The 23,655-nt window shown below is 61.0% G+C and carries 23 protein-coding genes, 1 tRNA gene and 1 pseudogene; 16 read left to right on the forward strand and 9 right to left on the reverse strand.

Annotated features, from left to right (window positions below; translation table 11 throughout):
* Positions 1-40: 40 nt before the first annotated feature.
* Positions 41-667, reverse strand: coding sequence for a DUF1780 domain-containing protein (locus DM872_RS20515; RefSeq protein WP_179061179.1), 627 nt, complete (start codon positions 665-667; stop codon positions 41-43).
* Between the two features lie 134 nt (positions 668-801).
* Between DM872_RS20515 and DM872_RS20520 the strand changes: the two genes are divergently transcribed.
* From DM872_RS20520 to DM872_RS20535, 4 genes are all read left to right on the forward strand, one after another.
* Positions 802-1,224 (forward strand): GNAT family N-acetyltransferase, encoded by a 423-nt coding sequence (locus tag DM872_RS20520; protein WP_179061180.1) that lies wholly within the window; start codon positions 802-804, stop codon positions 1,222-1,224.
* A gap of 4 nt (positions 1,225-1,228) precedes the next feature.
* A complete protein-coding gene (locus DM872_RS20525) occupies positions 1,229-1,696 on the forward strand; it encodes an FAD/FMN-containing dehydrogenase (RefSeq protein ID WP_179061181.1) in 468 nt (155 codons plus the stop codon).
* Positions 1,693-2,382 carry an energy-coupling factor ABC transporter permease gene (locus tag DM872_RS20530; RefSeq protein WP_179061182.1) on the forward strand — a complete coding sequence of 230 codons (690 nt, stop codon included), beginning with the start codon at positions 1,693-1,695 and terminating at the stop codon, positions 2,380-2,382. Before DM872_RS20525 ends, DM872_RS20530 begins: the two co-directional genes overlap by 4 nt.
* 250 nt (positions 2,383-2,632) lie before the next feature.
* Complete coding sequence (locus DM872_RS20535; protein ID WP_179061183.1) at positions 2,633-2,848, forward strand: hypothetical protein; 216 nt, start codon at positions 2,633-2,635, stop codon at positions 2,846-2,848.
* Positions 2,849-2,851: 3 nt separating this feature from the next.
* Here the strand turns inward: DM872_RS20535 and yacG are convergent, their stop codons facing one another.
* From yacG to pilB, 5 genes are read right to left on the reverse strand one after another with little or no spacing between them, the layout of a single operon-like run.
* Positions 2,852-3,052: a DNA gyrase inhibitor YacG gene (gene yacG, locus DM872_RS20540; protein WP_077525070.1), complete on the reverse strand. Its 201-nt coding sequence runs from the start codon at positions 3,050-3,052 to the stop codon at positions 2,852-2,854.
* Positions 3,049-3,660, reverse strand: coding sequence for a dephospho-CoA kinase (coaE, locus tag DM872_RS20545; RefSeq protein WP_179061184.1), 612 nt, complete (start codon positions 3,658-3,660; stop codon positions 3,049-3,051). The genes yacG and coaE overlap by 4 nt, the downstream gene beginning before the upstream one ends.
* Positions 3,657-4,529 (reverse strand): prepilin peptidase, encoded by an 873-nt coding sequence (locus tag DM872_RS20550; protein ID WP_179061185.1) that lies wholly within the window; start codon positions 4,527-4,529, stop codon positions 3,657-3,659. The genes coaE and DM872_RS20550 overlap by 4 nt, the downstream gene beginning before the upstream one ends.
* Before the next feature lie 4 nt (positions 4,530-4,533).
* On the reverse strand, positions 4,534-5,751 hold the full coding sequence (locus tag DM872_RS20555) for a type II secretion system F family protein (RefSeq protein WP_218649455.1): 1,218 nt from the start codon (positions 5,749-5,751) through the stop codon (positions 4,534-4,536).
* 2 nt (positions 5,752-5,753) lie between these two features.
* Positions 5,754-7,460, reverse strand: coding sequence for a type IV-A pilus assembly ATPase PilB (gene pilB / locus DM872_RS20560; protein WP_179061186.1), 1,707 nt, complete (start codon positions 7,458-7,460; stop codon positions 5,754-5,756).
* A gap of 247 nt (positions 7,461-7,707) precedes the next feature.
* On the opposite strand from pilB, the gene DM872_RS20565 reads away from it, so the two are divergent.
* The 3 genes from DM872_RS20565 (at position 7,708) to DM872_RS20575 (ending at position 9,978) form a co-directional block, all read left to right on the forward strand.
* Entirely contained in the window at positions 7,708-8,133 is a 426-nt protein-coding gene (locus DM872_RS20565; protein ID WP_179061187.1) for a pilin, read from the forward strand.
* A gap of 106 nt (positions 8,134-8,239) precedes the next feature.
* The gene (locus tag DM872_RS20570) at positions 8,240-9,856 is read left to right on the forward strand and encodes a tetratricopeptide repeat protein (protein ID WP_179061188.1); all 1,617 of its coding nucleotides are present in this window, start codon (positions 8,240-8,242) and stop codon (positions 9,854-9,856) included.
* A gap of 46 nt (positions 9,857-9,902) precedes the next feature.
* A tRNA-Thr gene (locus tag DM872_RS20575) sits at positions 9,903-9,978 on the forward strand.
* A gap of 56 nt (positions 9,979-10,034) precedes the next feature.
* On the opposite strand, the gene nadC is transcribed toward DM872_RS20575, so the two are convergent.
* Positions 10,035-10,883, reverse strand: a complete 849-nt coding sequence (nadC, locus tag DM872_RS20580) for a carboxylating nicotinate-nucleotide diphosphorylase (RefSeq protein ID WP_179061189.1) — start codon at positions 10,881-10,883, stop codon at positions 10,035-10,037.
* A 314-nt stretch (positions 10,884-11,197) separates the two neighbouring features.
* On the opposite strand from nadC, the gene DM872_RS20585 reads away from it, so the two are divergent.
* The 5 genes and pseudogenes from DM872_RS20585 (at position 11,198) to DM872_RS30960 (ending at position 17,351) form a co-directional block, all read left to right on the forward strand.
* Positions 11,198-13,471 (forward strand): DUF1631 domain-containing protein, encoded by a 2,274-nt coding sequence (locus DM872_RS20585; protein ID WP_179061190.1) that lies wholly within the window; start codon positions 11,198-11,200, stop codon positions 13,469-13,471.
* Positions 13,472-13,671: 200 nt separating this feature from the next.
* Positions 13,672-14,220, forward strand: a complete 549-nt coding sequence (ampD, locus tag DM872_RS20590; protein WP_179061191.1) for a 1,6-anhydro-N-acetylmuramyl-L-alanine amidase AmpD — start codon at positions 13,672-13,674, stop codon at positions 14,218-14,220.
* Between the two features lie 15 nt (positions 14,221-14,235).
* Positions 14,236-15,072, forward strand: a complete 837-nt coding sequence (gene ampE / locus DM872_RS20595; protein ID WP_179061192.1) for a regulatory signaling modulator protein AmpE — start codon at positions 14,236-14,238, stop codon at positions 15,070-15,072.
* A gap of 1,073 nt (positions 15,073-16,145) precedes the next feature.
* Positions 16,146-16,493 (forward strand): annotated as a pseudogene (locus DM872_RS30955) (HAMP domain-containing protein); the annotation flags it as partial.
* A gap of 153 nt (positions 16,494-16,646) precedes the next feature.
* Positions 16,647-17,351 carry a methyl-accepting chemotaxis protein gene (locus DM872_RS30960; protein ID WP_373273729.1) on the forward strand — a complete coding sequence of 235 codons (705 nt, stop codon included), beginning with the start codon at positions 16,647-16,649 and terminating at the stop codon, positions 17,349-17,351.
* A 153-nt stretch (positions 17,352-17,504) separates the two neighbouring features.
* On the opposite strand, the gene DM872_RS20605 is transcribed toward DM872_RS30960, so the two are convergent.
* Complete coding sequence (locus tag DM872_RS20605) at positions 17,505-18,329, reverse strand: TatD family hydrolase (RefSeq protein ID WP_256873441.1); 825 nt, start codon at positions 18,327-18,329, stop codon at positions 17,505-17,507.
* A gap of 193 nt (positions 18,330-18,522) precedes the next feature.
* On the opposite strand from DM872_RS20605, the gene DM872_RS30745 reads away from it, so the two are divergent.
* From DM872_RS30745 to DM872_RS20625, 4 genes are all read left to right on the forward strand, one after another.
* Positions 18,523-20,526: an aminotransferase class I/II-fold pyridoxal phosphate-dependent enzyme gene (locus tag DM872_RS30745; protein WP_179061194.1), complete on the forward strand. Its 2,004-nt coding sequence runs from the start codon at positions 18,523-18,525 to the stop codon at positions 20,524-20,526.
* A gap of 67 nt (positions 20,527-20,593) precedes the next feature.
* The gene (locus tag DM872_RS20615) at positions 20,594-21,379 is read left to right on the forward strand and encodes a transporter substrate-binding domain-containing protein (RefSeq protein ID WP_179061195.1); all 786 of its coding nucleotides are present in this window, start codon (positions 20,594-20,596) and stop codon (positions 21,377-21,379) included.
* A gap of 60 nt (positions 21,380-21,439) precedes the next feature.
* Positions 21,440-22,150 carry an ABC transporter permease gene (locus DM872_RS20620; protein WP_179061196.1) on the forward strand — a complete coding sequence of 237 codons (711 nt, stop codon included), beginning with the start codon at positions 21,440-21,442 and terminating at the stop codon, positions 22,148-22,150.
* Positions 22,151-22,163: 13 nt separating this feature from the next.
* Entirely contained in the window at positions 22,164-22,859 is a 696-nt protein-coding gene (locus DM872_RS20625; protein WP_179061197.1) for an ABC transporter permease, read from the forward strand.
* Between the two features lie 119 nt (positions 22,860-22,978).
* Here DM872_RS20625 and DM872_RS20630 read toward each other — a convergent pair whose 3' ends face one another.
* A complete protein-coding gene (locus DM872_RS20630) occupies positions 22,979-23,602 on the reverse strand; it encodes a TetR family transcriptional regulator C-terminal domain-containing protein (protein ID WP_179061198.1) in 624 nt (207 codons plus the stop codon).
* Between the last annotated feature and the right edge of the window lie 53 nt (positions 23,603-23,655).

Raw genomic sequence — 23,655 nt, forward strand, 5'->3', positions numbered from 1 at the left:
GGGGCTCAACGCGCGGCGGGGGAAATTTGCGGCGTGCTTGTCAAAGGCCGATGCCCACATCGAAGAGAATGGTCCGGCCGAGGTTGCTGCGGAGGAAGTCCGGAGCGTCTCCATGGGCGAAGAGCACTCGGGCGAAGTTCGGTCCGATGAGCGACAGCGAACGCCAGCCCTGCCGCAAATACTCGGTCGGGGGTGGAAACGGGCTGTTGAAGTCCGGCGTGGCGCGTTTGAGATTGACGAAGGCCAGCAAATCCAGATCGCCGAGATCGAGGCCGCGCTCACCATAATTGCGTGCCTTCTTGCGCAGCGTCGGTGCCAGGCGCGCCTGGAGTTCGGCGGCGGCGATGCGCTTTGGGCGACTTTCCCGGCGAACCAGTTGAGCGAGGGAAAACGCGCTGCGCCGTCGCTCCAGTTCAGCTCGCCATTCCTCGTTCAGACGCCGACCTTCATCGAGCACGAAGAACACTTCGAAATTGGCTTCGCGGAACTGTACGTCCGGTGGTTCCTGCCCGGTACTGAAGTCCTCGAGTCGATAGGGCAGGTTGAGCGCCTGCAGGAGCCGCTGGCAGACCCAGCGTTCGCGTTCCCACTTGCGCGCATTCGACAGAAAGTCGTTGGCTTGCTCGGCCTGCCGCGTCAGCAGGCGCAGGTAGTCGGACTCGTTCATGCTCCGCAGCTTAGCCTCCCCGCTAGGCCCCTGGGTACCCCTGAAGTGCGGGCGGAGACGCTCTCGCGACAAATGCGCACAGCTTGACCGGCGCCTGGGCGGTGTAAACTTCCAGCAGTTGCCTGGAGCTGACCATGCGCATTCGTCCCATTACCTCCGCTGACCACGCCGCCCTGCTTGATCTCTGGCGCCGCACGCCCGGAGTTCGTGTCCGCGCAGAAGATGAGCTTGAACCCTTCTGCGCCTATCTGCAGCGCAACCCGGACCTCTCCCTGGTGCTCGAGGATGACCGCGGACATCTGGCTGGGAGTCTGCTGGTAGGTCATGACGGGCGTCGCGGTTATTTGCAGCATCTGGTCGTAGACGGGCCATTTCGAGGCAAGGGCTGGGCGCGGGCCTTGTTGCAGGAAGCGCTGCGACGGCTGACCGCGCTGGGTATTCGCAAGTCCCATGTGTTCGTGCTGGAAGACGCCCCGGAGGCGCTCGCCTTCTGGCAGATGCAGCGGGGCTGGTCGGAGCGCGAGGACATTCGGGTCTACTCGACCACTGGAGATTGAATCGATGCGGATCTGTGTTGGCCTGTTGCTTTGCCTGCTTACCTCATTCAGTCAGGCGCTGGAAGTGGGGGAGCGCCTCGCTCCCTGGACCCTTCTGGACCAGTTCGATCAGCCTTACAGCCTCGACGAAGGACTGAAAGTGCTGCTCGTAGCCCGCGGCATGGACGGCGGGAAGCTGGTGAAATCAGCCCTGGAAGGTCAACCCAAGGGGTACCTGGAAGCGCGTAATACGGCGTTCGTGGCCGATATCAGTCGTATGCCGTCGCTTGTTTCCTCGCTCTTTGCGGTGCCGGCCATGCAGGACTACAACTATCGCGTCCTGCTGGATCGAGAATCCCGCGTCGCCAGCCGCTATCCGGGCGATGAGTCCAGCGTGCTCTGGCTGCAGCTGGACCACGGAAGGCTGATAGATCGCCAGGAGTTCCGTGACGCAGCGGCTTTACGCACGGCGCTGGAGTCTCTGGTGCCGTGATTGCTGCAGAGCTCCTGTCCACCGAAACCCTGACGCTTGGCTGGGCGATCTACCTCCCCGTCATCGTGTGGGCGATCTGGCGTGCTCCCTGGGTCGAGCTGTTCAGCGACTCCCGACGCCAGCACCTGCTCTGCGGTACCGTGCTGGTGCTCTTCCTGCTCTGGTTGATGCGGCGGGATTTCGAGTCAGGTGTGTCCTACCACTTCATCGGCCTGACCGCGGTGACCCTGCTGCTGGATTGGCCTTTGGCGGTTCTCGGCGGCTTGGCAGCACAACTCGGCCTGTTGGCATTGGGCAAGCAGGACCTGGCGGCCCTGGGCATCAATGGTGCCTTGCTGGTGCTCCTTCCGGTCCTGGTCACCGAGCTGTGCGCCAAGTGGGTCGAGCATTACCAGCCGCGCAATCTGTTCGTGTACATCTTCTGCTGCGGATTCTTTCCAGCGGCCCTGGCGGCACTGCTTTGTGTACTGATCGGGCTTGGGTTGCTGTGGATGGATGGCGTCTTCCCCATGCCGCCCTGGCTGGAAGACTTCATCGGCTATCTCTGGCTGGTGATGTTCCCCGAGGCCTTCATCAACGGCACGGCAGTGACCGCCTTCGTGGTGTTCTGCCCGGATTGGCTGGAAACCTTCAATCGCACCCGTTACCTCCAGGCGCCCTGGAAGGACGACGACACGCCGCGCTGATTGCCCGGGATTCGCCCGTTTGATGCCATGCTGACGCATGATCTGCATCAAGTATTTCGCGGGGATGGGTTCGTAGGGTGGATGGCGCTTTTCCATTGGCTATGTCTGCGTTAGCTGTTGCCAGAGATCAGGGGCCTTGTAGGAGCTAGCTTGCTAGCGAAACGGGGCCATTAGCTGGCAAGCCAGCTCCTACGGGCGCAGTCACTTGCAACACTTCATGCGGACCATTCACCAACAAGGGGCAGACAGCATGGGGATTCACGATTGGGCGAGAGCCGCATTGGGACAGAGCCTCGACACGGCAAAACGGGACGGCTTCAGTGAGGAGATGGCTCTACGCGCCTTGCTGAGCGCGGTCGTCGAGCGCAGCGCGCAACTGCGCCCGACGGACGATCTGGCTCAGGAACTGACCTTCCTGGCGGACAACCTCGACCCGGAGCGGGACTACGGTTTCATGCGCCCCTGAGAATCAGTGCTCGCGCGGAGGCAAGTCGCCGGAGAAAAGCTCATCTTCCAGGTTGTCGCCGGGAATCGCGTGTTCCTCGGCGGCCCAGGCACCCAGATCGATGAGCTTGCAGCGTTCGGAGCAGAAGGGGCGGGAAGGGCTTTGCGGGCCCCATTCCACCGGAGCGCCGCAAGTCGGGCACTCCACAGTGACGGGTTGACTCATGGCTGGCCTCCTCGCAGGGTCAGGTAGAAGTTGTGCAGGCGCTCCACCTCGGTACGCAGCCACTCCAGGCCGCGGTCGTTGAGCAGCACGTCGTCCGCATGCTTGAGGCGCTCTTCGCGGGTGGCCTGTACTTTCAATATGGCTTGGACCTGCTCTTCGGGCACTTTGTCCCGCTGCATTGTGCGCTGGACTTGCATCTCTTCCGGCGCATCCACCAGCAGCACGCGCTGGGTCAAGCGAGACTGGCCGGACTCGATCAGCAGCGGTGAAACCAGAATGGCGTAAGGGGATTCGGCGCGAGCCAGGTACTGGCTGATTTCTTGGCCAATCAGTGGATGCAGCAGGGCTTCCAGCCAGCGACGTTCGTCGGCGTTGTCGAAGATCCGTTGACGCAGCGCGGCACGGTCAAGCTGACCATCCGCTTGCAGTACGTCATCACCGAAATGCTCGGCGATTTTTGCCAGTGCGGGGCGACCGGGTTCGACAACCCAACGTGCGGCATGGTCGGCGTCCACCAGATGCACGCCAAGCTCGCTGAAGTGGGCGGCAACGGCGCTCTTGCCGCTGCCAATACCGCCCGTAAGGCCAAGAATCCAGGGTTTGTTCATTTGAAACCGGCGAATTGCAGATAGGTCGCCGTTATTTGATCACCCCAGAGCAGCGCAATCCAGCCGGCAATCGCCAGGTAAGGACCGAAGGGGATGGGGGTTGCTGTGTCCTGGTTGCGCAGGCGCAGCATGATCACGCCCAACACCGCGCCCACCAGGGAAGACAGCAGGATGGTCAGCGGGAGCACCTGCCAGCCACCCCAGGCGCCGAGCATTGCCAGCAGCTTGAAGTCACCGTGGCCCATGCCTTCCTTGCCCGTCACCAGCTTGAACAGCCAGTAAACCGACCACAGGCTCATGTAGCCGGCAACCGCTCCCCAGAGCGCGTCTTCCAGGCTGGCGAACAGGCCTTGGCTGTTGAGGATAAGGCCAAGCCAAAGCAGAGGCAGGACCAGTACGTCCGGCAGCAGTTGGTGATCGACGTCGATCATGCTCATCGCCAGCAGACCCCAGGTCAGCACCAGGAAAGTCCCGGCTTGCCAGCCGAAACCGAAATGCAAGGCGACATAGGCGGACAGCACACCACACAAAAGCTCCACCAAGGGATAGCGCTTGCTGATGGGGGCCTTGCAGGAGGAGCACTTACCGCCCAGAGCCAGGTAGCTCACGACCGGGATATTCTCCCAGGCGCGAATTTCATGGCTGCAATGAGGGCAGCGGGAGTTCGGGAGAATGAGGTTGAACACGGGGCCTTTCGGCTCGGCCGGCAGTTCCAGCGCCTCGCGGGCCTGTTCCTGCCAGTCGCGCATCATCATTGCTGGCAGCCGATGGATCACCACATTCAGGAAACTGCCCACCAGCAGGCCAAGCAGCAGGACGCAGAAAGCAAAGGCCAGCACGTGGCTGGCCAGAAAGTCGATCAACTGCATTTGCTTAGACGACGCTGCCGAGTTGGAAAATGGGGAGGTACATCGCGATGATCAGGCCACCGACCAACACACCGAGCACGGCCATGATCATGGGCTCCATCAGGGAAGTTAGGCCGTCGACGGCGTTGTCCACTTCGGCTTCGTAGAAGCCTGCAACCTTGTCGAGCATGTCATCCAATGCACCGGACTCTTCGCCGATAGCGGTCATCTGTATAGCCATGGCTGGGAATACGCCGGTGGTGCGCATCGAAAAATTTAGCTGCATGCCGGTGGAAACATCCTGCTTTACCTTGAGCACCGCCGTTCGGAACACGACGTTTCCGCTGGCTCCTGCCACCGAATCCAGCGCGTCCACGAGAGGAACGCCTGCCGCGAATGTAGTGGCCAATGTACGCGCGAAGCGAGCTACTGCAGATTTGTAGAGGATGTCGCCAATGATCGGGAGTTTCAGCACTGACCGATCAGTCCAATCCCGAAACTTCTCGGAACTCTTGTGGGCGCGTTGAATGACAAAACCCGCGACGAAGAATACCGCAAGGACGACAAACCACCAGTTCTGCAGTAATTCCGAAAGACCAATCACCATCAGTGTGAAAGCGGGAAGCTCCGCACCAAAGTTCTCGAAGACCATCTGGAACTGTGGCACAACCTTGATCAGCAAGATCGCTGAAACGACGATGGCGACAACGACCACGGCGATCGGATAGTTCATCGCCTTTTTGATCTTGGCCTTTAGTGCCTCGGTCTTTTCCTTGTAGGTTGCGATACGGTCTAGCAGGGTTTCTAGGGCGCCCGCCTGCTCACCAGAGTCCACTAGGTTGCAATACAGCTCATCGAAGTATTCAGGCTTCTTCCGGAGGGAGTTAGCTAGGCTATTACCTGACGAGACTTCCTGCTTGACCTCATTCACCAGCGTGCGCATCGCCGGCTTCTCGAAGCCTTCACCAATGATGTCGAACGACTGCATAAGAGGCACGCCGGCCTTCATCATGGTGGCCAGTTGGCGGGTAAACAGAGCGATGTCCAGGGGCTTGATCTTCTTCCCTGCACTCAGCAGCGAGGTAGATTTCTTGCGTACCTTGGTAGGGTTGATGCCCTGTTTGCGCAACTGCGCTTTTACCAGCGCCGGATTCTGTCCCGAAAGTTCACCCTTGACCTTGCTACCTTTCTTATCCGTGCCTTCCCAGGTGAAGGTACTAGTTTTCAGCGCTTTTTCCGCCATGGTTAATCCTTGGTCACGCGGTTGACTTCCTCAAGGCTGGTGATGCCTTTCATGGCTTTTACCAGGCCGGAGGTTCGCAGGTCACTGAAGCCATCGCGGCGCGCCTGCTGGGCGATCTGGATGGAGTTGCCTTCCTCCATAATAAGCTGCTGCAGGGGGGGCGTGATTTTAACCACTTCATAAATACCCACTCGGCCCTTGTAGCCCTGGTTGCAGTTTTCGCAGCCTACCGGCCCGTAAAGCTTGAAACTGCCAACTCTGTCCTCCGGAAAACCTTCTTTGAGCAGTGTTTCTCGTGGGATATCCAGTTCCTTCTTGCAATGGCCACACAATTTGCGCGCCAGGCGCTGGGCGATGATGAGGTTGACCGACGTGGCAATGTTGAAGGCCGGCACGCCCATATTGCGCAAACGCGTCAACGTTTCGGCGGCGCTGTTGGTGTGCAACGTCGAAAGCACCATATGGCCGGTTTGGGCCGCCTTGATGGCAATTTCGGCCGTTTCCAGGTCACGGATTTCGCCCACCATGATCACGTCCGGATCCTGACGCAGGAAGGCACGCAGGGCCTGGGCGAAGTCCATGCCCTGTTTTGGGTTGACGTTGACCTGGTTGATGCCTTCGAGGTTGATCTCCACCGGGTCTTCAGCCGTGGAAATGTTTATATCCACGGTGTTGAGAATATTGATGCCGGTATACAAGGAAACCGTTTTGCCTGAGCCAGTAGGTCCAGTTACCAGAATCATCCCCTGCGGTTGCTTCAGGGCGGTCAGGTAGAGCTCCTTTTGTTCTTCCTCGTAGCCCAATGCATCAATACCCATCTGCGCACTGGTGGGGTCGAGAATCCGCATCACGATCTTCTCGCCCCACAGGGTAGGCAGGGTGTTGACGCGGAAGTCGATGGATTTCGCCTTGGAAATCTTCATCTTGATCCGGCCGTCCTGAGGCTTTCGGCGCTCAGAAATATCCAGCGCAGCCATGACCTTCAGACGGGCTGCAATGCGGCTGGCCAACTGGATCGGTGGTTTGGCCACCTCATGTAGCATGCCGTCGGTGCGGAAGCGAACCCGGTAGGCGCGCTCGTAGGGCTCGAAGTGCAGATCCGAGGAGCCGCCCCGAATGGCGTCCAGCAGCATCTTGTTGACGAAGCGTACCACCGGCGCATCGTCGGCATCTGCACCGCCCGGATTATCCTTCTTGTCCTCGTCAACTGCTTCAACGTCCACGCCATCTAGGTCAACGTCTCCAAGGTCCTCCATGCCGCTGTTGGCAGAGTCGAAGAATTTCTCGATAGCATCTCCCAGCTTGTCGTCTTCGACCAGGATCGCTTCGGTGTTCAGACCGGTACTGAACTGGATATCGGTAACGGCTTGGTGATTCGTGGGGTCGGAAATGGCGACGAATAACTTGTTGCCGCGACGCCATAAGGGAAGGGCACGGTGCTGGCGAATCAGCTTCTCGCTGACGAGTTCCTTGGGTTGTGAATCCTTGTCGACGCTGCTCAAGTCGAGGAAGGCGACCCCAAACTGTTCGGCAGCCATCTCAGCCAAGTCGCGGCTCTTCAGCAGCTTGTTCTGCACAAGATACGTAATCAGCGGAATCTTGTTGCGCTGTGCTTGGGTGTGGGCCTGAAGCGCGCTTCTTTCATCCAGCAAATTGGTGAGAACCAACTGTTTGGCAAGGCCAGAAAGCGTGGGCGAGGTTTCAGTCATGACAAGTGTCGTCGATGGATTTGACATTGCCTTATAACGTAGATGCGACGGGCCGCCAAATGGTCAGCCAGCGGGTGACAAAAAAAGGCAGTTACTGGCTTTTCGTGTGCTGTCGAGCGTCTGAGGGTTTGGCTGCAAGCGGGCGGAGGCCGTATTGATCGGTGGGAGGTTGGCGCGGCGAGATTTGGCACGGTAAGTGCTTTAAAGCGTTTAGGTCGTTCGACCTTCAACAATTTGGAGATACATAATGAAGGCTCAAAAAGGCTTTACCCTGATTGAACTCATGATCGTGGTTGCCATTATCGGCATCTTGGCGGCAATTGCTCTGCCGGCATACCAGAACTATGTAAAGCGTGCTGCTTACTCTGAAGTTACTGCCGGTATGGAGCCCTTCAAGGTTGGCGTGGCTGAGTGCTATCAGACTGAAGGTGGTCTGGGTACGTGCGGTGCAGCAGGTACTCATGGCATTCCGCCGGCACTGGCCAGCCGTACCGTTGGCGTGCTTAACGCGGTTAGCGTAGGAGCAAACGGGGTTATTACCGCGACGCCGAACGCAGTCAAAGGTATTGCGGCGACTGAGACCTGTGTCCTTACTCCGGCTGAAGGTGCCGGTAGCGTGCTGACCTGGACCTTCAGCGGTGGTTGTGTCACTGCAGGCTACGTCAAGCAGTAATGAATTCTGCAGCAGCTTCGGCTTGACCGTTCTGCTTGTGTAGTAACAATGCCTCGCGACGCGAGGCATTGTTTCATTCGGGTTTTAGAAAAGTGAGGCTCTTGAAATGAGGGAAGCGCAGCGTGCCTTGGTGTTGCTCTTGCTGTTTTGTGCGCTGCTGGGATTGTGCCTCCCGTTCCTGTCAAATCCGCTGATTTTTGATGATCTCTATCTGTTTCGACCTGAGGCAATGGCAAGTTACCTTCAGCATGGATTCCTGCTTGAACCGCGCGGGTGGGTAAATGCAAGCTTTGCATTAACTCAGTCTATATTCGGCGATGAGGTACTCTGGGAGCGTCTTGGTAATTTGTTTGTACACATGCTGGTCTGTGTCGCACTGTACTTCTTCTCGCATAGGCTTATTTTGGATCTGGACGTATATCCGGGCCGTTATGTCAGCTCGGGTGCGGCTGCTCTGTTGGCAGCTGGGTTGTTTGCATTTCATCCTATTGCTGTTTATACCCAGGCTTATCTAGCTCAGCGCACAATCCTGTGTGCTACGCTCTTTGTGCTTTTGAGTTTGCATGCGTTTTGGCGTGGTCTATCTGGAGCGAGAGTTGCTCTTTGGGGGGCTGTCCCTCTTTTTGTTATTGCCAGTCTAGCCAAGGAGCACGTAGTGATGCTTCCTGTGGCGGCCGTGTTGCTTTTGGCGCTGCATCTTCGAAGTGGGTTGCAATTGAGGGTTCCGAGATTTGAAGTGTTCGCTGTTCTGGTGTTGTTGTTTGCCACTTCTATCGCAATCACTTGTTACTCCAAATGGGTTCTCCTTAGTCCTTATGAGCAAATGACTGGTGAGGTTCTGGAGGGTGAGCTAGATGTTTCGAGTTCATTGCTCTACCCGCTAAGTGTTCTTAATCAGGCTGGCCTGTTCTTTAAGTATTTCTTGCTTTGGTTGCTACCAAATCCCTCTTGGATTTCGATAGACATGCGAGAAGCCTTTCCCCTGGATTTTAATTCTCTGTCCCTCTGGCTAGGGGTTGCTGTCTTCTCTGTATATGGTGTTGTTGCGGTTCTGTTGCTTTGGAAGGGGAGGGTATTGGGTTTGTTAGGGTGGGCTTTAATTATGCCCGGTATAATGTTTTTCACTGAATTTTCCACCGTGAGACTGCAGGAATGTTTCGTTCTGTATCGTAGCTACTTGTGGATGCCTATTGTTTTTGTTGCAGTTGCGGTGTTGGCTAGGCGTTTGAGTAGGAACATTATTTTTGTGCTTGTTCCGCTGCTTTCGCTGTTTTATCTGTCTCTATCATTGGACCGGCTAAGCGTGCTTTCCCATCCATTTTCGGCCTGGATGGAAGCACAGCAGTTATTGGAGCGACGCGGTGAGGCGGCTGGAGTTCTAGGTGGATATAGAATTTATTATAATGTCGCAGTAACTCAGTATGCGGTTGGGCGGAAGCAGGAGGCGCTTGAGAATTATACAAAGTCACTGGAGCGTAAACCGTCATACGCTATTGCTCGACTTAATCGCGGAATCATATATTTGGAGCGGAAGGAGTGGGTGTTTGCGCTGGCGGACTTTGACCGAGCGATTGAGGCATTTCCCGGGTTTGTAAAACCCCACTTGGGGCGAGCGGAGGCGCTGGATGGTTTAGGGCGACATGACGAAGCGAAAGCGGCATTGCAAACAGCTTGCGATATGGGCGCACGCAATATCTGCTCTCAGCTTCAAGCACGAAAATAGATCCGTTTGCCCATGGGATGGATGAAGTGCTAGCTTACGCTCCGCCGCCGGTGTAGCTCAGTCGGTAGAGCAGCTCATTCGTAATGAGAAGGTCGAGGGTTCGATTCCTTTCACCGGCACCATGATCCAAACAAAAAGCCCCGCAATCGCGGGGCTTTTTTGTTGTCTGGTGTTTGGCTCAGAGGGTCAGTCGCATCGACAAGTCGATGGCCTTGACGTCTTTGGTCAGGGTGCCGATGGAGATGTAGTCGACGCCGGTTTCGGCGATGGTGCGCAGGGTGGTTTCGTTGACGCCGCCGGAGGCTTCGAGTTTGGCGCGGCCTGCGGTGAGGGTGACGGCGGTGCGCATGTCGTCGAGGCTGAGTTCGTCGAGCATGATGATGTCGGCGCCGGCTTCGAGGGCCTGCTTCAGTTCGTCCAGGCTTTCCACTTCAACTTCCACGGGCTTGCCGGGGGCGATGCGGTGGGCGGCTTCGATGGCTTGGGCGATGCCGCCGCTGGCTGCGATGTGGTTTTCCTTGATGAGGAAGGCGTCGTACAGGCCGATGCGGTGGTTGTGGCCGCCGCCGCAGGTCACGGCGTATTTCTGTGCGAGGCGCAGGCCGGGCAGGGTCTTGCGGGTGTCGAGGAGCTTCACCTGGGTGTCTTTCACCAGTTCCACATAGTGGCCAACGCGGGTGGCGACAGCCGACAGGCACTGGAGGAAGTTGAGAGCGCTGCGCTCGCCGCTGAGCAGGGCACGGGCCGGGCCGTCGAGGTGGAACAGGGCCTGGTTGGCTTCGGCGCGCTGGCCGTCCTGGACCTGCCATTCCACTTTCACGCGCGGATCGAGCTGGCGGAATACCTCGTTTACCCAGGCGGTACCGCTGATGATGGCCGCTTCGCGGGTAATCACGGTTGCGCGGGCCTGGCGATCCTCCGGGATGAGCTGGGCGGTGATGTCGCCGCTGCCGATGTCTTCCTTGAGGGCGGTGCGTACGTTGGCCTCGATTTCAGCGGCGAGGTCAGCGAGGAGAAGGTTGGGCATGGTGGGCTCCGCAAGCAGGATGGCGGCGATTATAAAGGCTGCCGACGACCGGCGCAGTGCCGATGAACAACCGGTCCGCGCTTTCTGCTAGAAGTCAGAGGGCATGCCGTGCGTTTGTCGGTGGGAAGCCCTGCATCTGTGACTTAATTCATGTCTGTAGGAAAACGCCGCTTGGTTGTCACAGCAGCATCCCTATAATGACGTCGGAAATTTCTATTTTTGACGCCAGATGCTTGACGTTATGGATGACTCCCCATGTTCGAATCGTGGTCCGATAGGTCCTTTGGAAGGGCTCGGCCTGCGGGAGGCTCGTGATGCAGACCGACGCTAAGGTGGTGCCGCTGAACAAGGGGGCCGCCCAGCAATCGCCAACCTCGCCGGTAGGAAGGCTGCCCGTGGCCTTGATCCAGGTGCGCGACAAAGTGGCATTGCAGCTGAAGCAGACGCTTCAGGTGCTGTTCGACAATGCGGACGACACCCTCTTCGAGATGGCGGACCGTGCCACCAGCAACGCCGAGCAGAATGCCTTCTTCGAGGCGATGCGCGACCTGCGGCTCAAGCGCAAGAGCATCGAGCGGACCTTCCTGCAGAAGGTCTTCGAGTCATTCTCGTCCCTCAATCAGTACGAGATAGGCAAGGCGCCGCAACTGGATAAGGTGTCCTTCGACACCCTGTCCCTGGTGCAGAACGACGAACTCGAAGAAGCCGTGGCGCTGGACGCCATGGTCGCCAAGGTGATGACTCGCGATGGCATTGCCCTCGGCCACCTCACCACCCGCCTGAATACCCTGGTCAGCAAGAAGGTCGAGGACAAGTCCAACCCGTTGGGCCCGCGTCTGCTGTGCGAGGTTTTCCTCGATGCGTGTCGCAGCCTTGGCGTCGAGATCAAGGTCAAGCTGATCATCCTCAAGCTGTTCGAGAAGTACGTACTCACCGAGCTGGACCAGATCTACGCCGAAGCCAACCAACTGCTGGTAGCGGCCGGCGTGCTGCCGGACCTGCGTTCTGCACCGGCGCGGCGCCAACCGCATCAGTCCGCCCCCAGTGCGCCGCCACCCCAGTCTGGTGCTGCGACCGTGGGCGCTGGGCAAGCCCATGACGAGGGCGTGCAAGAAGTCTTCGGTGTACTTCAGGACCTGCTGTCCCAGGTTCGCGGCACCGCGTTTCCAGCACGCCAGCATCCCGCCGACGCGGTGCCGGTGAGCAGCATCGATCTGATGCGACTGCTATCGCACCTGCAGCAGCATCTGCCACAACAGCACAACGATGACTACGACCTGCGCGTGAGCCTCGACCAGTTGCTGACCCGCGCCAGTGCCCGCAGCGGCCGCGCACGGGTGGTGGGGCAGGTGGACGACGATGTCATCAACCTCGTTTCGATGCTCTTCGAGTTCATCCTCGACGACCGCACCCTGCCGGATTCGCTCAAGGCCCTCATCGGCCGGATGCAGATCCCCATGCTCAAGGTCGCCCTGCTGGACAAGACCTTCTTCAGTCGTGGCAGCCATCCGGCGCGTCGCCTGCTCAACGAAATCGCCTCCGCCGCGCTGGGTTGGGTGGAGCAAGACGATGCCCAGCGCGACAATCTCTACCAGCGCATCGAACAAGTGGTGCAGCGCCTGCTGAACGACTTCGTCGACGATCCGGCGATCTTCTCCGAGTTGCTTGCCGAGTTCCTTTCCTACACCGGTGACGAGCGCCGTCGCAGCGAGCTCCTGGAGCAGCGCACCCGCGATGCCGAAGAAGGCCGCGCGAAGGCGGAATTGGCTCGTCGGCAGGTAGAGGAAGCGCTCAATCAGCGTCTGCTGGGCCGCACCCTGCCGGAAGTGGTGGTGCGCCTGCTGCAGGAAGCCTGGAGCAAGGTCATGCTGCTGAGCTGCCTCAAGCACGGCGTGGAGTCGTCTGAATGGCAGGCCAGCCAGCAGACGATGGACGACCTGATCTGGAGCGTGGAGCCTCACGAGGCCCCCGAGGCGCGCGCCCGCCTGCTGGAGTTGGTGCCGGGCCTGCTCAAGTCCCTGCGCGAAGGGCTGGCCAGCGCCGCGTTCGATCCCTTCTCCACCAGTGAATTCTTCAGCCAGCTGGAGGCCTTGCACGTCCAGGCTTTCCAGCGTTTCCGCAAACCCGAGCCGGTGGAAGTGGTGGCCGACGACGGCCTCGAGTCACCGCCTCTGCTGCTCGATCTGCCGGATGAAGATGAGCCGGAAGAGGACGCACCGGCCATGGTTGCCGTGGTCGAGGAAATCGTCCTGGCCGCACCCGGTGAATCCCAGGTGCAGGAGCCCGAGGTCAGCCTGGCGGATGACGAAGAGGCCCTTGGTTTTGTCGATAACCTGCGAGTCGGCAGCTGGGTCGAGTTCCAGGAAGACGAAGAGCACAAGCTGCGCTGCAAGTTGGCGGCGCTGATCAAGCCCACCGGCAAGTACATCTTCGTCAACCGTACCGGTATGAAGGTGCTGGAGAAGACCCGAATGGGCCTCGCGGTGGAGTTCCGCCGTCAGGCGATTCGTCTGCTGGACGATGCCCTCCTGTTCGATCGCGCACTGGAATCGGTGATCGGCAACCTGCGTCGGCTCAAGGGAGCTTGAGCCGGACCAAAGTGCGGGACTTCTGCACACCGCTTTTGTAGGTTGCGGTAGAGCGAAGCGAAACCCAACATGACCATGCCTCCACCCTGCACGTTGGGCTTCGCAGCGCTCAGCCTCAACCTACGAATGTCAGCTTCCGCTCACCTCTCGCTAAAATGGCTCCACTGCGCCTAAAGTGGGCGGCAGACCAAGGAGCCGACATGCAGCTGGACCTCGCATCCGGTTGGTGCCAGGGCATCAGCCACTGCCCATCGCCCAACTTCAACTGTCGCCCGCAGGGGGAAGTCTCACTGCTGGTGATCCACAACATCAGCCTGCCGCCCGCGCAGTTCGGCACGGGAAAGGTGCAGGAGTTCTTCCAGAATCGCCTCGATCCCGCCGAGCATCCCTACTTCGAGGGCATTCGCGATCTCAAGGTGTCCGCGCATTTCCTGATCGAGCGGGATGGCGACGTCACCCAGTTCGTGTCCTGCAATGAACGTGCGTGGCACGCGGGCGTTTCCCTGTTCGACGGGCGGGACAACTGCAACGATTTTTCCCTGGGAATCGAGCTGGAAGGCACCGATGATCTGCCGTTCACGGAACCTCAGTACGCTGCGCTGATCGCATTGGTGGAGCAGTTGCGCCTCGCGTTCCCGGCCATCACGCCGCAGCGAATCTGCGGCCACAGCGATATCGCCCCGGGCCGCAAGACCGATCCGGGGCCGGCATTCGATTGGGCGCGTCTGCGGGCTGCACTCAAACCTTAGGAAGAGGAGGGACTCATGTATTTTCTGGTGTTGTTGCTGGTGCTCTGGATCGAGAAGTTCTCTGCCTGGCGCCGGCATATCCAGCAAGACGGCTTCTGGCTGCGCGAACTGGCCAAGGCTGAGACCAACCCACGCTTGAGCGAGCGTCCCTGGGCGATCCTGGCGCTGCTGGTATTGCCGCCGCTGGTGTTGCTGGCGCTGGTCCTGCTGCTCCTGGAACCGGTGGCCTATGGCTGGCTGGCGTTGCCGGTGCACCTGCTGGTGATCATCTACAGCCTGGGGCGTGGAGATGTGCTGTCCGACCTCGGCCCCTTCCGTGATGCCTGGCGTCGCGGTGACACCCAGGCTGCCTATCACGTCGCCGAACGCGACCTCGGACTGGAGGCGGACGAGGGCGGCGACCTGTTGCAACAGGTTCAGGGTTATCAGCTCTGGCAGGCGTATCAAGGCTTCTTTGCGGTGATCTTCTGGTATGCGCTGCTGGGGCCCGTGGCGGCCCTGGCCTACCGGCTGTTTGCGCTGGCGGCCGAGCATGCTGCGACGCCTGCCCTGCAAGAGCGTGCGGAGTCGATTCGTCATGCCTTCGACTGGCTGCCTGTCCGCGTGCTGGCAGCGAGTTTCTCGCTGGTGGGCAATTTCGTCGGGGTCAGCCGGGTGCTGCTGCATGAATTGCTGAACTGGGACATCTCGGCCCGGCAGTACATCGAACTGGCCGGTCGTGCCGCCGCCGAACTGCCGGAGCCCGTCAGCGGCGATGCCGGCGTGGCAACCCTGGACGCTCTCTGGCAACTGCTGGTTCGCGCCGCCGTGCTCTGGTACGCCGGCTTCGCCGTCTGGGCGCTGCTGTTCTGATCTCCGCTCCATCCCCGCCCGATGCAGCCGTCGGGCGGGTCCTTCCTGCTTAACCTTTAGTTACAGAAACTCCTGCCGATATCGGGTACACAGATGGGCGCGCCAGAATTGTCTGACATAGCTCACAGAAGTAGCTGATTGAAATCCGGTCGCCGTCTGGCAGTGGGGAGAAGCTGCCGGGCCTTGGCGGAGCACTGTCAGTCGTTCGGAGCGCGCCCATAACAATAAATGAGAACAGGAGACGTCTCGTGAAGACCCTGTTGTATCCTGCCATCGCCCTGATGAACCGACTCAGCTTCGGCATGAAGTTCAGTCTGATCAGTGTTCTGTTCTTCCTGCCGATGTTGATCACCAATTTCTACTTGGTGCGCGACTCCTACCGTCAATTCGTCAATACCCGGTCCGAGCTGCAGAGCTTGGACCTGCTGGGTGCCAGCCTGAATGTGCGGCGCAATCTGGAAAGCCTCAACGACCTGGTCCTGATCAACTCGATGATCGGCCAGTCGGGTCAGGCCGGGGACCTGGAGAAGCGCATCACCAGCCTCGAGCAGGATCTGCTCAAGACCCTCCAGGGGCTGGCGCCGGTCGCCTCCGAGCCTGAGCAGGTCGAAGCCTTCAATACCAAGCGCGACGAGCTGGTTGCCGCCTTGCAGGCTGCCAAGGGCGAGACGTCCCTGCAGAGCAAGAGCGCGATGATCGAGAAGCTGCTGGGCAACTCCCAGGTCTTCATGAAGTTCGTCTCCGGCCAGGCCGGCCTCAGCCAGGACGACCAGGCTGACGTGCGCCAGATCACCGAGCTGGTCACCACTACCACGCCGCAAGTCACCATGGCACTCGGCAAGGGCCGCGCCATTGGTGCCTATTCCCTTGGCCAGGGCTTCCTCAACTCCGCCGCCAGCACCAAGCTCGACGACCTGCTGCTGGACCTGGACAAGCTCAACGCTGAGTACGGCCTGAAGATCGCCGATGCCCTCGACGGCAGTCCGCGCGGTCATCAGGCGCTGGATGCGCTGACCGCCGCCAGCCGCGACACCATCAAGCAGAACGCCACGCTGTTCGAGGACAAGGTCATCATGGCCGACACCCTCGACACGCCCTGGCAGCAGTTCTACGACCAGGTCAGCACCTCTCTGGAAAAGACCTACCAGCTCAACGACGGCGCCCTGGCGTTCCTCAAGGCCGAGCTGGAAAGCCGCCTGGCTGGCAAGCGCGTACAGACCGTGTTGCTGGTGGTGGCGCTGGTGGTGGTGTTCCTCGCCATCGTCTACCTCTACAGCGGCTTCTATGTGTCCACCCGCACCACGTTGAAGAGCCTGGGCAAGGTGATGGACCAGGTTGCCGGCGGCGACATGACCGTGAGCTTCCGCGCCGAGAGTCGTGATGAGCTGGGTGAGTTGGGCCAGGTGTTCAACGGCACCGTGGCGAAGATCCACGATCTGATCGAACTGGTTGGCCACACCGTCTCCGAAGTGGAGCGCCAGGCCGGCCGCGTCGAGCAGGTTTCGGGTGAAAGCAACATCGCCGTCGCCGGGCAACGCAGCCAGATCGAGCAGGTGGCCACGGCCATGAACCAGATGTCTGCCACCGCGCAAGAAGTGGCGCGCAGTGCCGCCGCGGCCGTGGACAGCGCCCAGAGCGTCAACCAGGAAACCGTCAGCGGGCGCGCCCTGGTGGAGTCCCAGTTGGGCAGCATCGAGAAACTGGCCAGCGAGATCGACCAGTCGGTGAGCGTGATCAACCAGCTGGCTGCGGACAGCGCCTCCATCAGCCGCGTGCTGGAAGTGATCAAAGGCATCGCCGAGCAAACCAACCTGCTGGCCCTGAACGCTGCCATCGAAGCAGCGCGTGCGGGAGAGCAGGGGCGTGGTTTCGCCGTGGTGGCAGACGAGGTGCGTACGCTGGCCAAGCGTACCCAGCAGTCCACCGAGGAAATCGAGCAGATGATCGCCAAGCTGCAGGGCGGAGTCGGCGCTGCGGTCAAGGCGATGAATGTCAGCCACCAGATGGCCGACGGCACCGTCAACCAGTCCGGCAAGGTGCAGGCCGCGCTGGAAAACATCCTCGGCGCGGTGGGCATGATCGTCGACCAGAATCAGCAGATCGCCGCCGCCGCTGAACAGCAGACCGCAGTGGCCCACGATATCGACCAGAACATCGTGGAGATCAACCACGCCGGCGAGCGCACCGCCGCAGGGGCGAGTCAGACCGAGAAGGCCAGTCGCGAGCTGTCCGGCCAGGTCGCGCAGCTCAAGCAACTGATTGGTGCGTTCCGGGTCTGAGGTTTGATCTCATGAAAAAGCCCGCCGATTGGCGGGCTTTTTTGTGCGTGTTTTTTGCGTTTTCTGTAGGAGCTGGCTTGCCAGCGAATGGCCCCTTTTCGCTAGCAAGCTAGCTCCTACAAGGCTCCCGGACCGATGTGCGAAACGTCATGCTCACTCCGCCAGGTCGTGCCAGCCGAACACTTCACAGGCGTTGCGGGTGCTGGCGTTGGCCAGCTCCTCGGGCGTAACGCCACGAATCTCCGCCAGTGCCAGGCAGATATCCGGGAGGAACTCCGGGCTGTTGCGGCCGTAGGGATGCATGGCGGGCGCCATGTCCGGCGAGTCGGTTTCCAGGACGATGTCCTCCAGCGGCAACTGCGCCACCACCTTGCGCAGGCGATTGGCCTGGGTCCAGGTGGGAGCCCCGCCAAGGCCCAGGCGGAAGCCCAGCTTGCGGTACTCCTTCGCCTCCTCGAGGCTGCCGGCGAAGGCGTGGATGATGCCGGGACGCTTGAGACGGAAGCGCTTCAGGGTAGCGATCACCGCTGCATGACTGCGTCGTACATGCAGCAGCGGCGGTAGCTCGAACTCCGCCGCGAGCGCCAGCTGTGCCTCGAACAGGCGCTGCTGGGCGTCACGGTCCAGCTCGGCGACGAAGTAGTCCAGGCCGATTTCGCCCACCGCGCAGAGCTTGGGATTGCCCGCATGGCGCTCCAGCCACTGGCGCAGTTCCCGCACGTGCTCATCCCGGTGTTGCGCCAGGTAGATCGGATGCAGGCCCAGCGCGGTGCAGAAGTCATCCCCGGCATTGGCCATGTCCCAGACCCGCTCCCAGTTCTCACGGAAGACGCCGAGCAACACTTGCCGGCGAACGCCCAATGCGCGGCAGCGCGCCAGGACCTCGTCGCGGTCAGCGTCGAAGTCGGGGAAGTCCAGGTGGTTATGGGTATCGATCAGCATGGCGCCAGCATATACCGCCTTTTCCCGGTTCGACATGCCCATTCCCAGGGCGTTCGGGCGGATTTTTCCGGTGCATCCGCTCTGCCTCGGGGCATCGCGGAGGGCCAGGGAAACAAGGCTGAAAACGCTATTGAACACTCGTTCATGCTGGGCTATGGTTGGCCCCACTCGCCGGTTCGCCGATGCAGCCACGTGACCCGGATTCCACCCTTAGCAATGGGGCCCGAACATGCGTTTCGCTTCGCTTGTGGAGAGAATGGCAGGGCCAGGCACAGCCGCCTGGGATATTCACTACGCGGCCATCGCCGCCCAACGTGCGGGCGAGGATGTGATCGTCCTCAGCATCGGCGACCCGGATTTCGCCACCCCGGAACCCATCACCGCCTCAGCCATACAGGCCTTGCAAGCGGGTGATACTCATTACTGCGACGTCGCCGGCCGCCCTGAGCTGCGCCAGGCCATCGCCGATCTGCACGGCCGCCTGACCGGCCAGCCGGTGACTGCGGACAGCGCGATCCTCGTGGCGGGCGCGCAGAACGGGCTCTATGCGGCGGCCATGTGCCTGCTGGAAGCCGGTGATGAGGTCATCGTCTTCGATCCGGTCTACGTCACCTACGAAGCCACCCTGAAGGCCACCGGCGCCACGCTGGTGCGCGTGCCCTGTCCGGCGGAGGGCGGCTTCCGCCCTGACCTCGGCGCCTTGCGCTCGGCCATCAGCGAACGAACTCGCGCCATCTTCTTCGCCAACCCCAACAACCCGACCGGCGTGGTACTCAACACCGAGGAAATGCAGGTCATCGCCGAGCTGGCGCAGCAGCATGACCTGTGGGTCGTCGTGGATGAGGTCTACGAGAGCCTGACCTTCGAACAGCCTCACCGCTACTTCGCCACATTGCCGGGCATGCACGAGCGCACCGTCAGTATCGGCAGCCTGTCCAAGTCCCACGCCATGACCGGCTGGCGCACCGGCTGGGTGGTGGCTGGCCCCGAGCTGGTGGCCCATATCGAAAACCTGGCGTTGAACGTGCTGTATGGGCTTCCTGGCTTCGTGCAGGAAGCGGCGTTGACCGCCGTGCGCACCTACGACCAGGTGACCGGGGAAATGCGTGAACTCTACCGCCGTCGCCGCGACCTGGTGGTCGAGGCGCTGCAGAATTGCGCACCGCTCAAGGTGCTGAAGCCCGAGGCGGGGATGTTCGTCCTGCTGGACGTACGCGGCAGCGGCCTCAGCTCCCTGGACTTCGCCTGGAAACTGTTCCGCGAGACCGGCGTCTCGGTGCTGGATGCCGCGGCCTTCGGCCCTTCCGCAGATGGCTTCGTGCGCCTGTCCTACAGCTTGGGTGAAGCGCAATTGGCCGATGCCTGCGCGCGCATTCGCCGTTTTGCCAGCAGCCTGGGATCAGGCTCGTTCATCGAAGTACGCCCGACCGTTCCCGCCGATGTTCGGGCCGAGAAAATCGAGCGGCCGAAAATGGTGGAGGTGGATTCTATCCACAAGCGCTTTGGCCAGTTCGAGGTACTCAAGGGCGTTTCGCTGACCGCCCGGGAGGGCGGAGTGGTGTCGCTGATCGGCGCCAGCGGATCGGGCAAAAGTACATTGCTGCGCTGCATCAACATGCTGGAGATCCCCAACCAGGGCACCGTCACGGTCGATGGCGAGAGTATTCGTCTCACCACCAGCCGTATCGGCGAACCGATGGTGGCGGACCAGAAGCAACTGACCCGTATTCGCTCGCGTCTCGGCATGGTGTTCCAGAGCTTCAACCTCTGGCCGCACCGCACCGTGTTGGAAAATCTCATCGAGGCGCCCATTCAGGTATTGCGTGAAAGCCGCGCCGAAGCCATCGAGCGGGCCGAGGCACTGCTGGAGCGGGTGGGACTGGCCGCCAAGCGCCATGAATACCCGTCATTCCTCTCCGGCGGCCAGCAGCAGCGCGTGGCGATCGCCCGTGCATTGGCGGTCGAACCCAAGGTCATGCTGTTCGACGAGCCTACGTCGGCGCTGGACCCTGAACTGGTGGGCGAAGTGCTGCGGGTGATCCGTTCCCTTGCCGAAGAGGGCCGCACGATGATCCTGGTCACCCACGAAATGGCCTTCGCCCGCGACGTTTCCAGCCATGTCGCCTTCCTCCACCAGGGCCGCATCGAAGAGGAAGGGCCGCCTCAGGAGGTGTTCCTGAGACCGCGCAGCGAGCGCTGCCGGCAGTTCGTCACCGCCCACCAGAATCGCTGATTCCGGCCGCCGGGCGCGGCCAGTTCGACAAGCTCTAACCACAACAACATCAAGCAGGGCAGAAACCATGAAGAAGTCTCAACTGGCACGTTGGATGGCGGGTGCGGTAATGCTCATGGCAGGCGCGGTGGGCGCGCAGGCCGAAACCCTGAAGTTCGCGATGGCGGCGGAGCCCTATCCGCCGTTCTCCAGCAAGCAGCCGGACGGCCAGTGGGCAGGCTTCGAGCCGGACCTGATCCGTGCGCTCTGTGCACAGATGCAGGCCCAGTGCGAGATTGACGAGGTGGCCTGGGATGGCCTGATTCCGGCTCTGATGGCGAAGAAGGTGGATGTCATATTCAACTCCATGTCCGTCACCGAGGAACGCGAGAAACAGATCGCCTTCAGCCGCGCCTATTACGACACCCCGGTCGCCGTGGCGGCGCCCAAGGCGCTGGATGTCGCCGTCAGCCCCGAAGGACTCAAAGGAAAGGTGGTCGGCGTGCAGCTTTCCACCGTCAGCTCCAACTACCTGAAGCAGCACTACGAAGACATCGCCGACGTGCGCTACTACGACACCCAGGACTCGGTGAACGCCGATCTGGTGGCGGGGCGCATCGACCTGATGATGGCCGACGGCATTGCCGTCAGCGCCTTCGTCAAATCCCCTGATGCCCAGGCCGCCGGTATCGAGAACAAAGGCGAGGTGCCCTACGATCCGCTGTTCGGCCGAGGCGTGGGCGCCGGCCTGCGCAAGGAAGACACCGCCCTCAAGGCGCGCCTCGACGACGCCATTGGCAAGCTGCTGGCCAGCGAGGACTACAAGACCATCTCCGCCAAGTACTTCGACGTCAGCGTCGCGCCGAAGCAGTGACCTCCGGAGCCATCCCGGCTCGACCGGGATGGCGCATTTCCGCCTCGATGAGGGCCTGCAATGCAGTCTTACTTTGAACTGGTCGGCTTCGGTGCCCAGGGCTGGGGCCCGGCGTTGCTCAAGGGGTTGTGGGTAACCCTGCAGATTTCCGTCGGTGCCTTCCTGGTCGGCATGCTGATCGGTCTTGCCGTCGCCATGGGCAAGCTCAACGGTCCGCGCCCGGTTGCGCAGCTCATGCGTGGCTATACGACCCTGTGTCGCGCTGTGCCCGAGCTGCTGCTGATCCTATTGCTCTACTACGTGGGTTCGATGGGGCTCAATAAGCTGTTCGCCTGGCTCGGCTACGGCGATCTCAAACTCAACGGCACGGTGGTGGCCATCGCTGTGCTCGGCCTGGTACAGGGCGCCTATGCCTCGGAGATATTCCGGGGTGCCATCCAGGCCATTCCCCATGGGCAGATCGAGGCCGCACGCGCGTTCGGCCTTAACGGGTTCAGCCTGTTCCACCGGGTGACCTTGCCGATCATGGCACCCAACGCCCTGGCCGGCATGGCCAACCTCTGGGTCAACCTGATCAAGGACAGCGCCCTGATCAGCGTGGTCGGCACCAACGAGCTGCTCTTCACCGCCAAGCAGGCGGCCGGCTCGACCCGCCAATACCTGACCTTCTACCTCACCGCCGCAGTCTTCTATTACCTGCTGACGGTGCTCTCCAACCTGTTTTCCGGCTGGCTCGAGCGGCGCTTCCGCCGCTGGACCCCATCGGTGTGAGCGAGGGCCTGTGATGACCGTCACCTGGATATTCGACTACGGCAAATTGCTGCTCAACGGCCTTGGCACCACCTTGCTCATCCTCGTCATCTCCGCCGGCCTGGGCTTTGTCCTGGCGCTGCTGGTGGCGTTGGCGCGGATGTCTCGCAACCCGTTGCTGGCGGGAACGAGCCTTGCCTACACCAGCGTGATTCGCGGCACGCCGCTGCTGGTGCAGATCTACATCTTCTACTACGGCCTTGGCAGCCTGTTTGCCCAGTTCCCGTTGATTCGCGGCAGCTTCCTCTGGCCCTACCTGCGTGATGGCTTCTGGTACATCGTCTTCGCCCTGGTGCTCTCGGTGGGGGCCTATGTCGGCGAAGTCATTCGTGGCGGCATGAAATCCGTGCCCAGGGGCGAGCTGGAGGCTGCGGCGGCTTTCGGCATGCGTCAGCGCCTGGTGCTGTACCGCGTCTGGCTGCCCAGGGCGATCCGCCTGTTGCTACCGACCCTGGCCGGCGAAACGGTGATGCTGCTCAAGTCCACCGCCCTGGCCTCCACCGTTGCCGTGGTCGACCTGTTGGGGGCTGCCAACGTGGTGCGTGCGCAGACCTTCCAGATCTACCAGCCGTTGTTGATGGTGGCGGGTATCTACGTTTGCCTGACCTTCATGATCGAAATGGGCTTCGGCCTGGCGGAGCGACGAAGCATGTTCCGCCGCGCGAATTAGGCGAAGGTGACTGTCCTGTGGGGGCGAATTCATTCGCTACGTAGGATGGGTTGAGCGAAGCGATACCCATCGACGGTGATGATGGGTATCGCAGGCTCAACCCATCCTACGGGATTGCGTCAGGCATAAGCCCCACGCCGCAGGCTATCGACCCAACGGCGGCTGATCTCGAGGCCTTCTTCAGCACTGAAGTTGGCGGGATTGAGGCACCACTCCAGCCACAGTCCGTCGAGCATGGCCGAAAGGCCGATGGCCGCCAGACGTGGCTTGGCGATGGAAAAGCCTTCTTCGTGAGCCAGCTCCGAGAGCAGCTTTTCCAGCAGTACCAGGGAGCCGCCGTAGGTGCGTTCGTGGGCTTCGTTCACTTGCGGGGAATGGCGGATCAGGCTCCAGAACACCACCCAGGGGCTGAGCAGGTCGGGGTCCAGGGTGACCGGCGAGAAGTAGCCGGTCAGGAAGGCTTCGAGGCGCGCGGCAGGTGCCGGGCCAGCGGCGTCGATGCGCGCGACCAGGGCCTGGGCGACCTCGCTGGCGAGGGTCTCGTAGGCCTGTGCGACCAGGGCGTCGATGCTACCGAAGTAATGATTGATCAGGCCAACGGCGACGTTGGCCTCCTTGGCGATGCGGCGCACCGAAATACCCGCGTGGCCCTCGGCGACCAGGCAGCGCAACGCCGCGCGCACCAGATGTTCACGGCGTTCGTCGGGGTTGGTGCGGGGCTGTCGTTCGCGGGGCGTATCCAAGGGGCGATTTCCTTCGCTCGATGGGCCTGGATAGTACCGCCTGGCCCGAGGAC

It is taken from the genome of Pseudomonas taiwanensis (genome assembly GCF_013393345.1).
GTDB lineage: Bacteria > Pseudomonadota > Gammaproteobacteria > Pseudomonadales > Pseudomonadaceae > Metapseudomonas > Metapseudomonas resinovorans_C.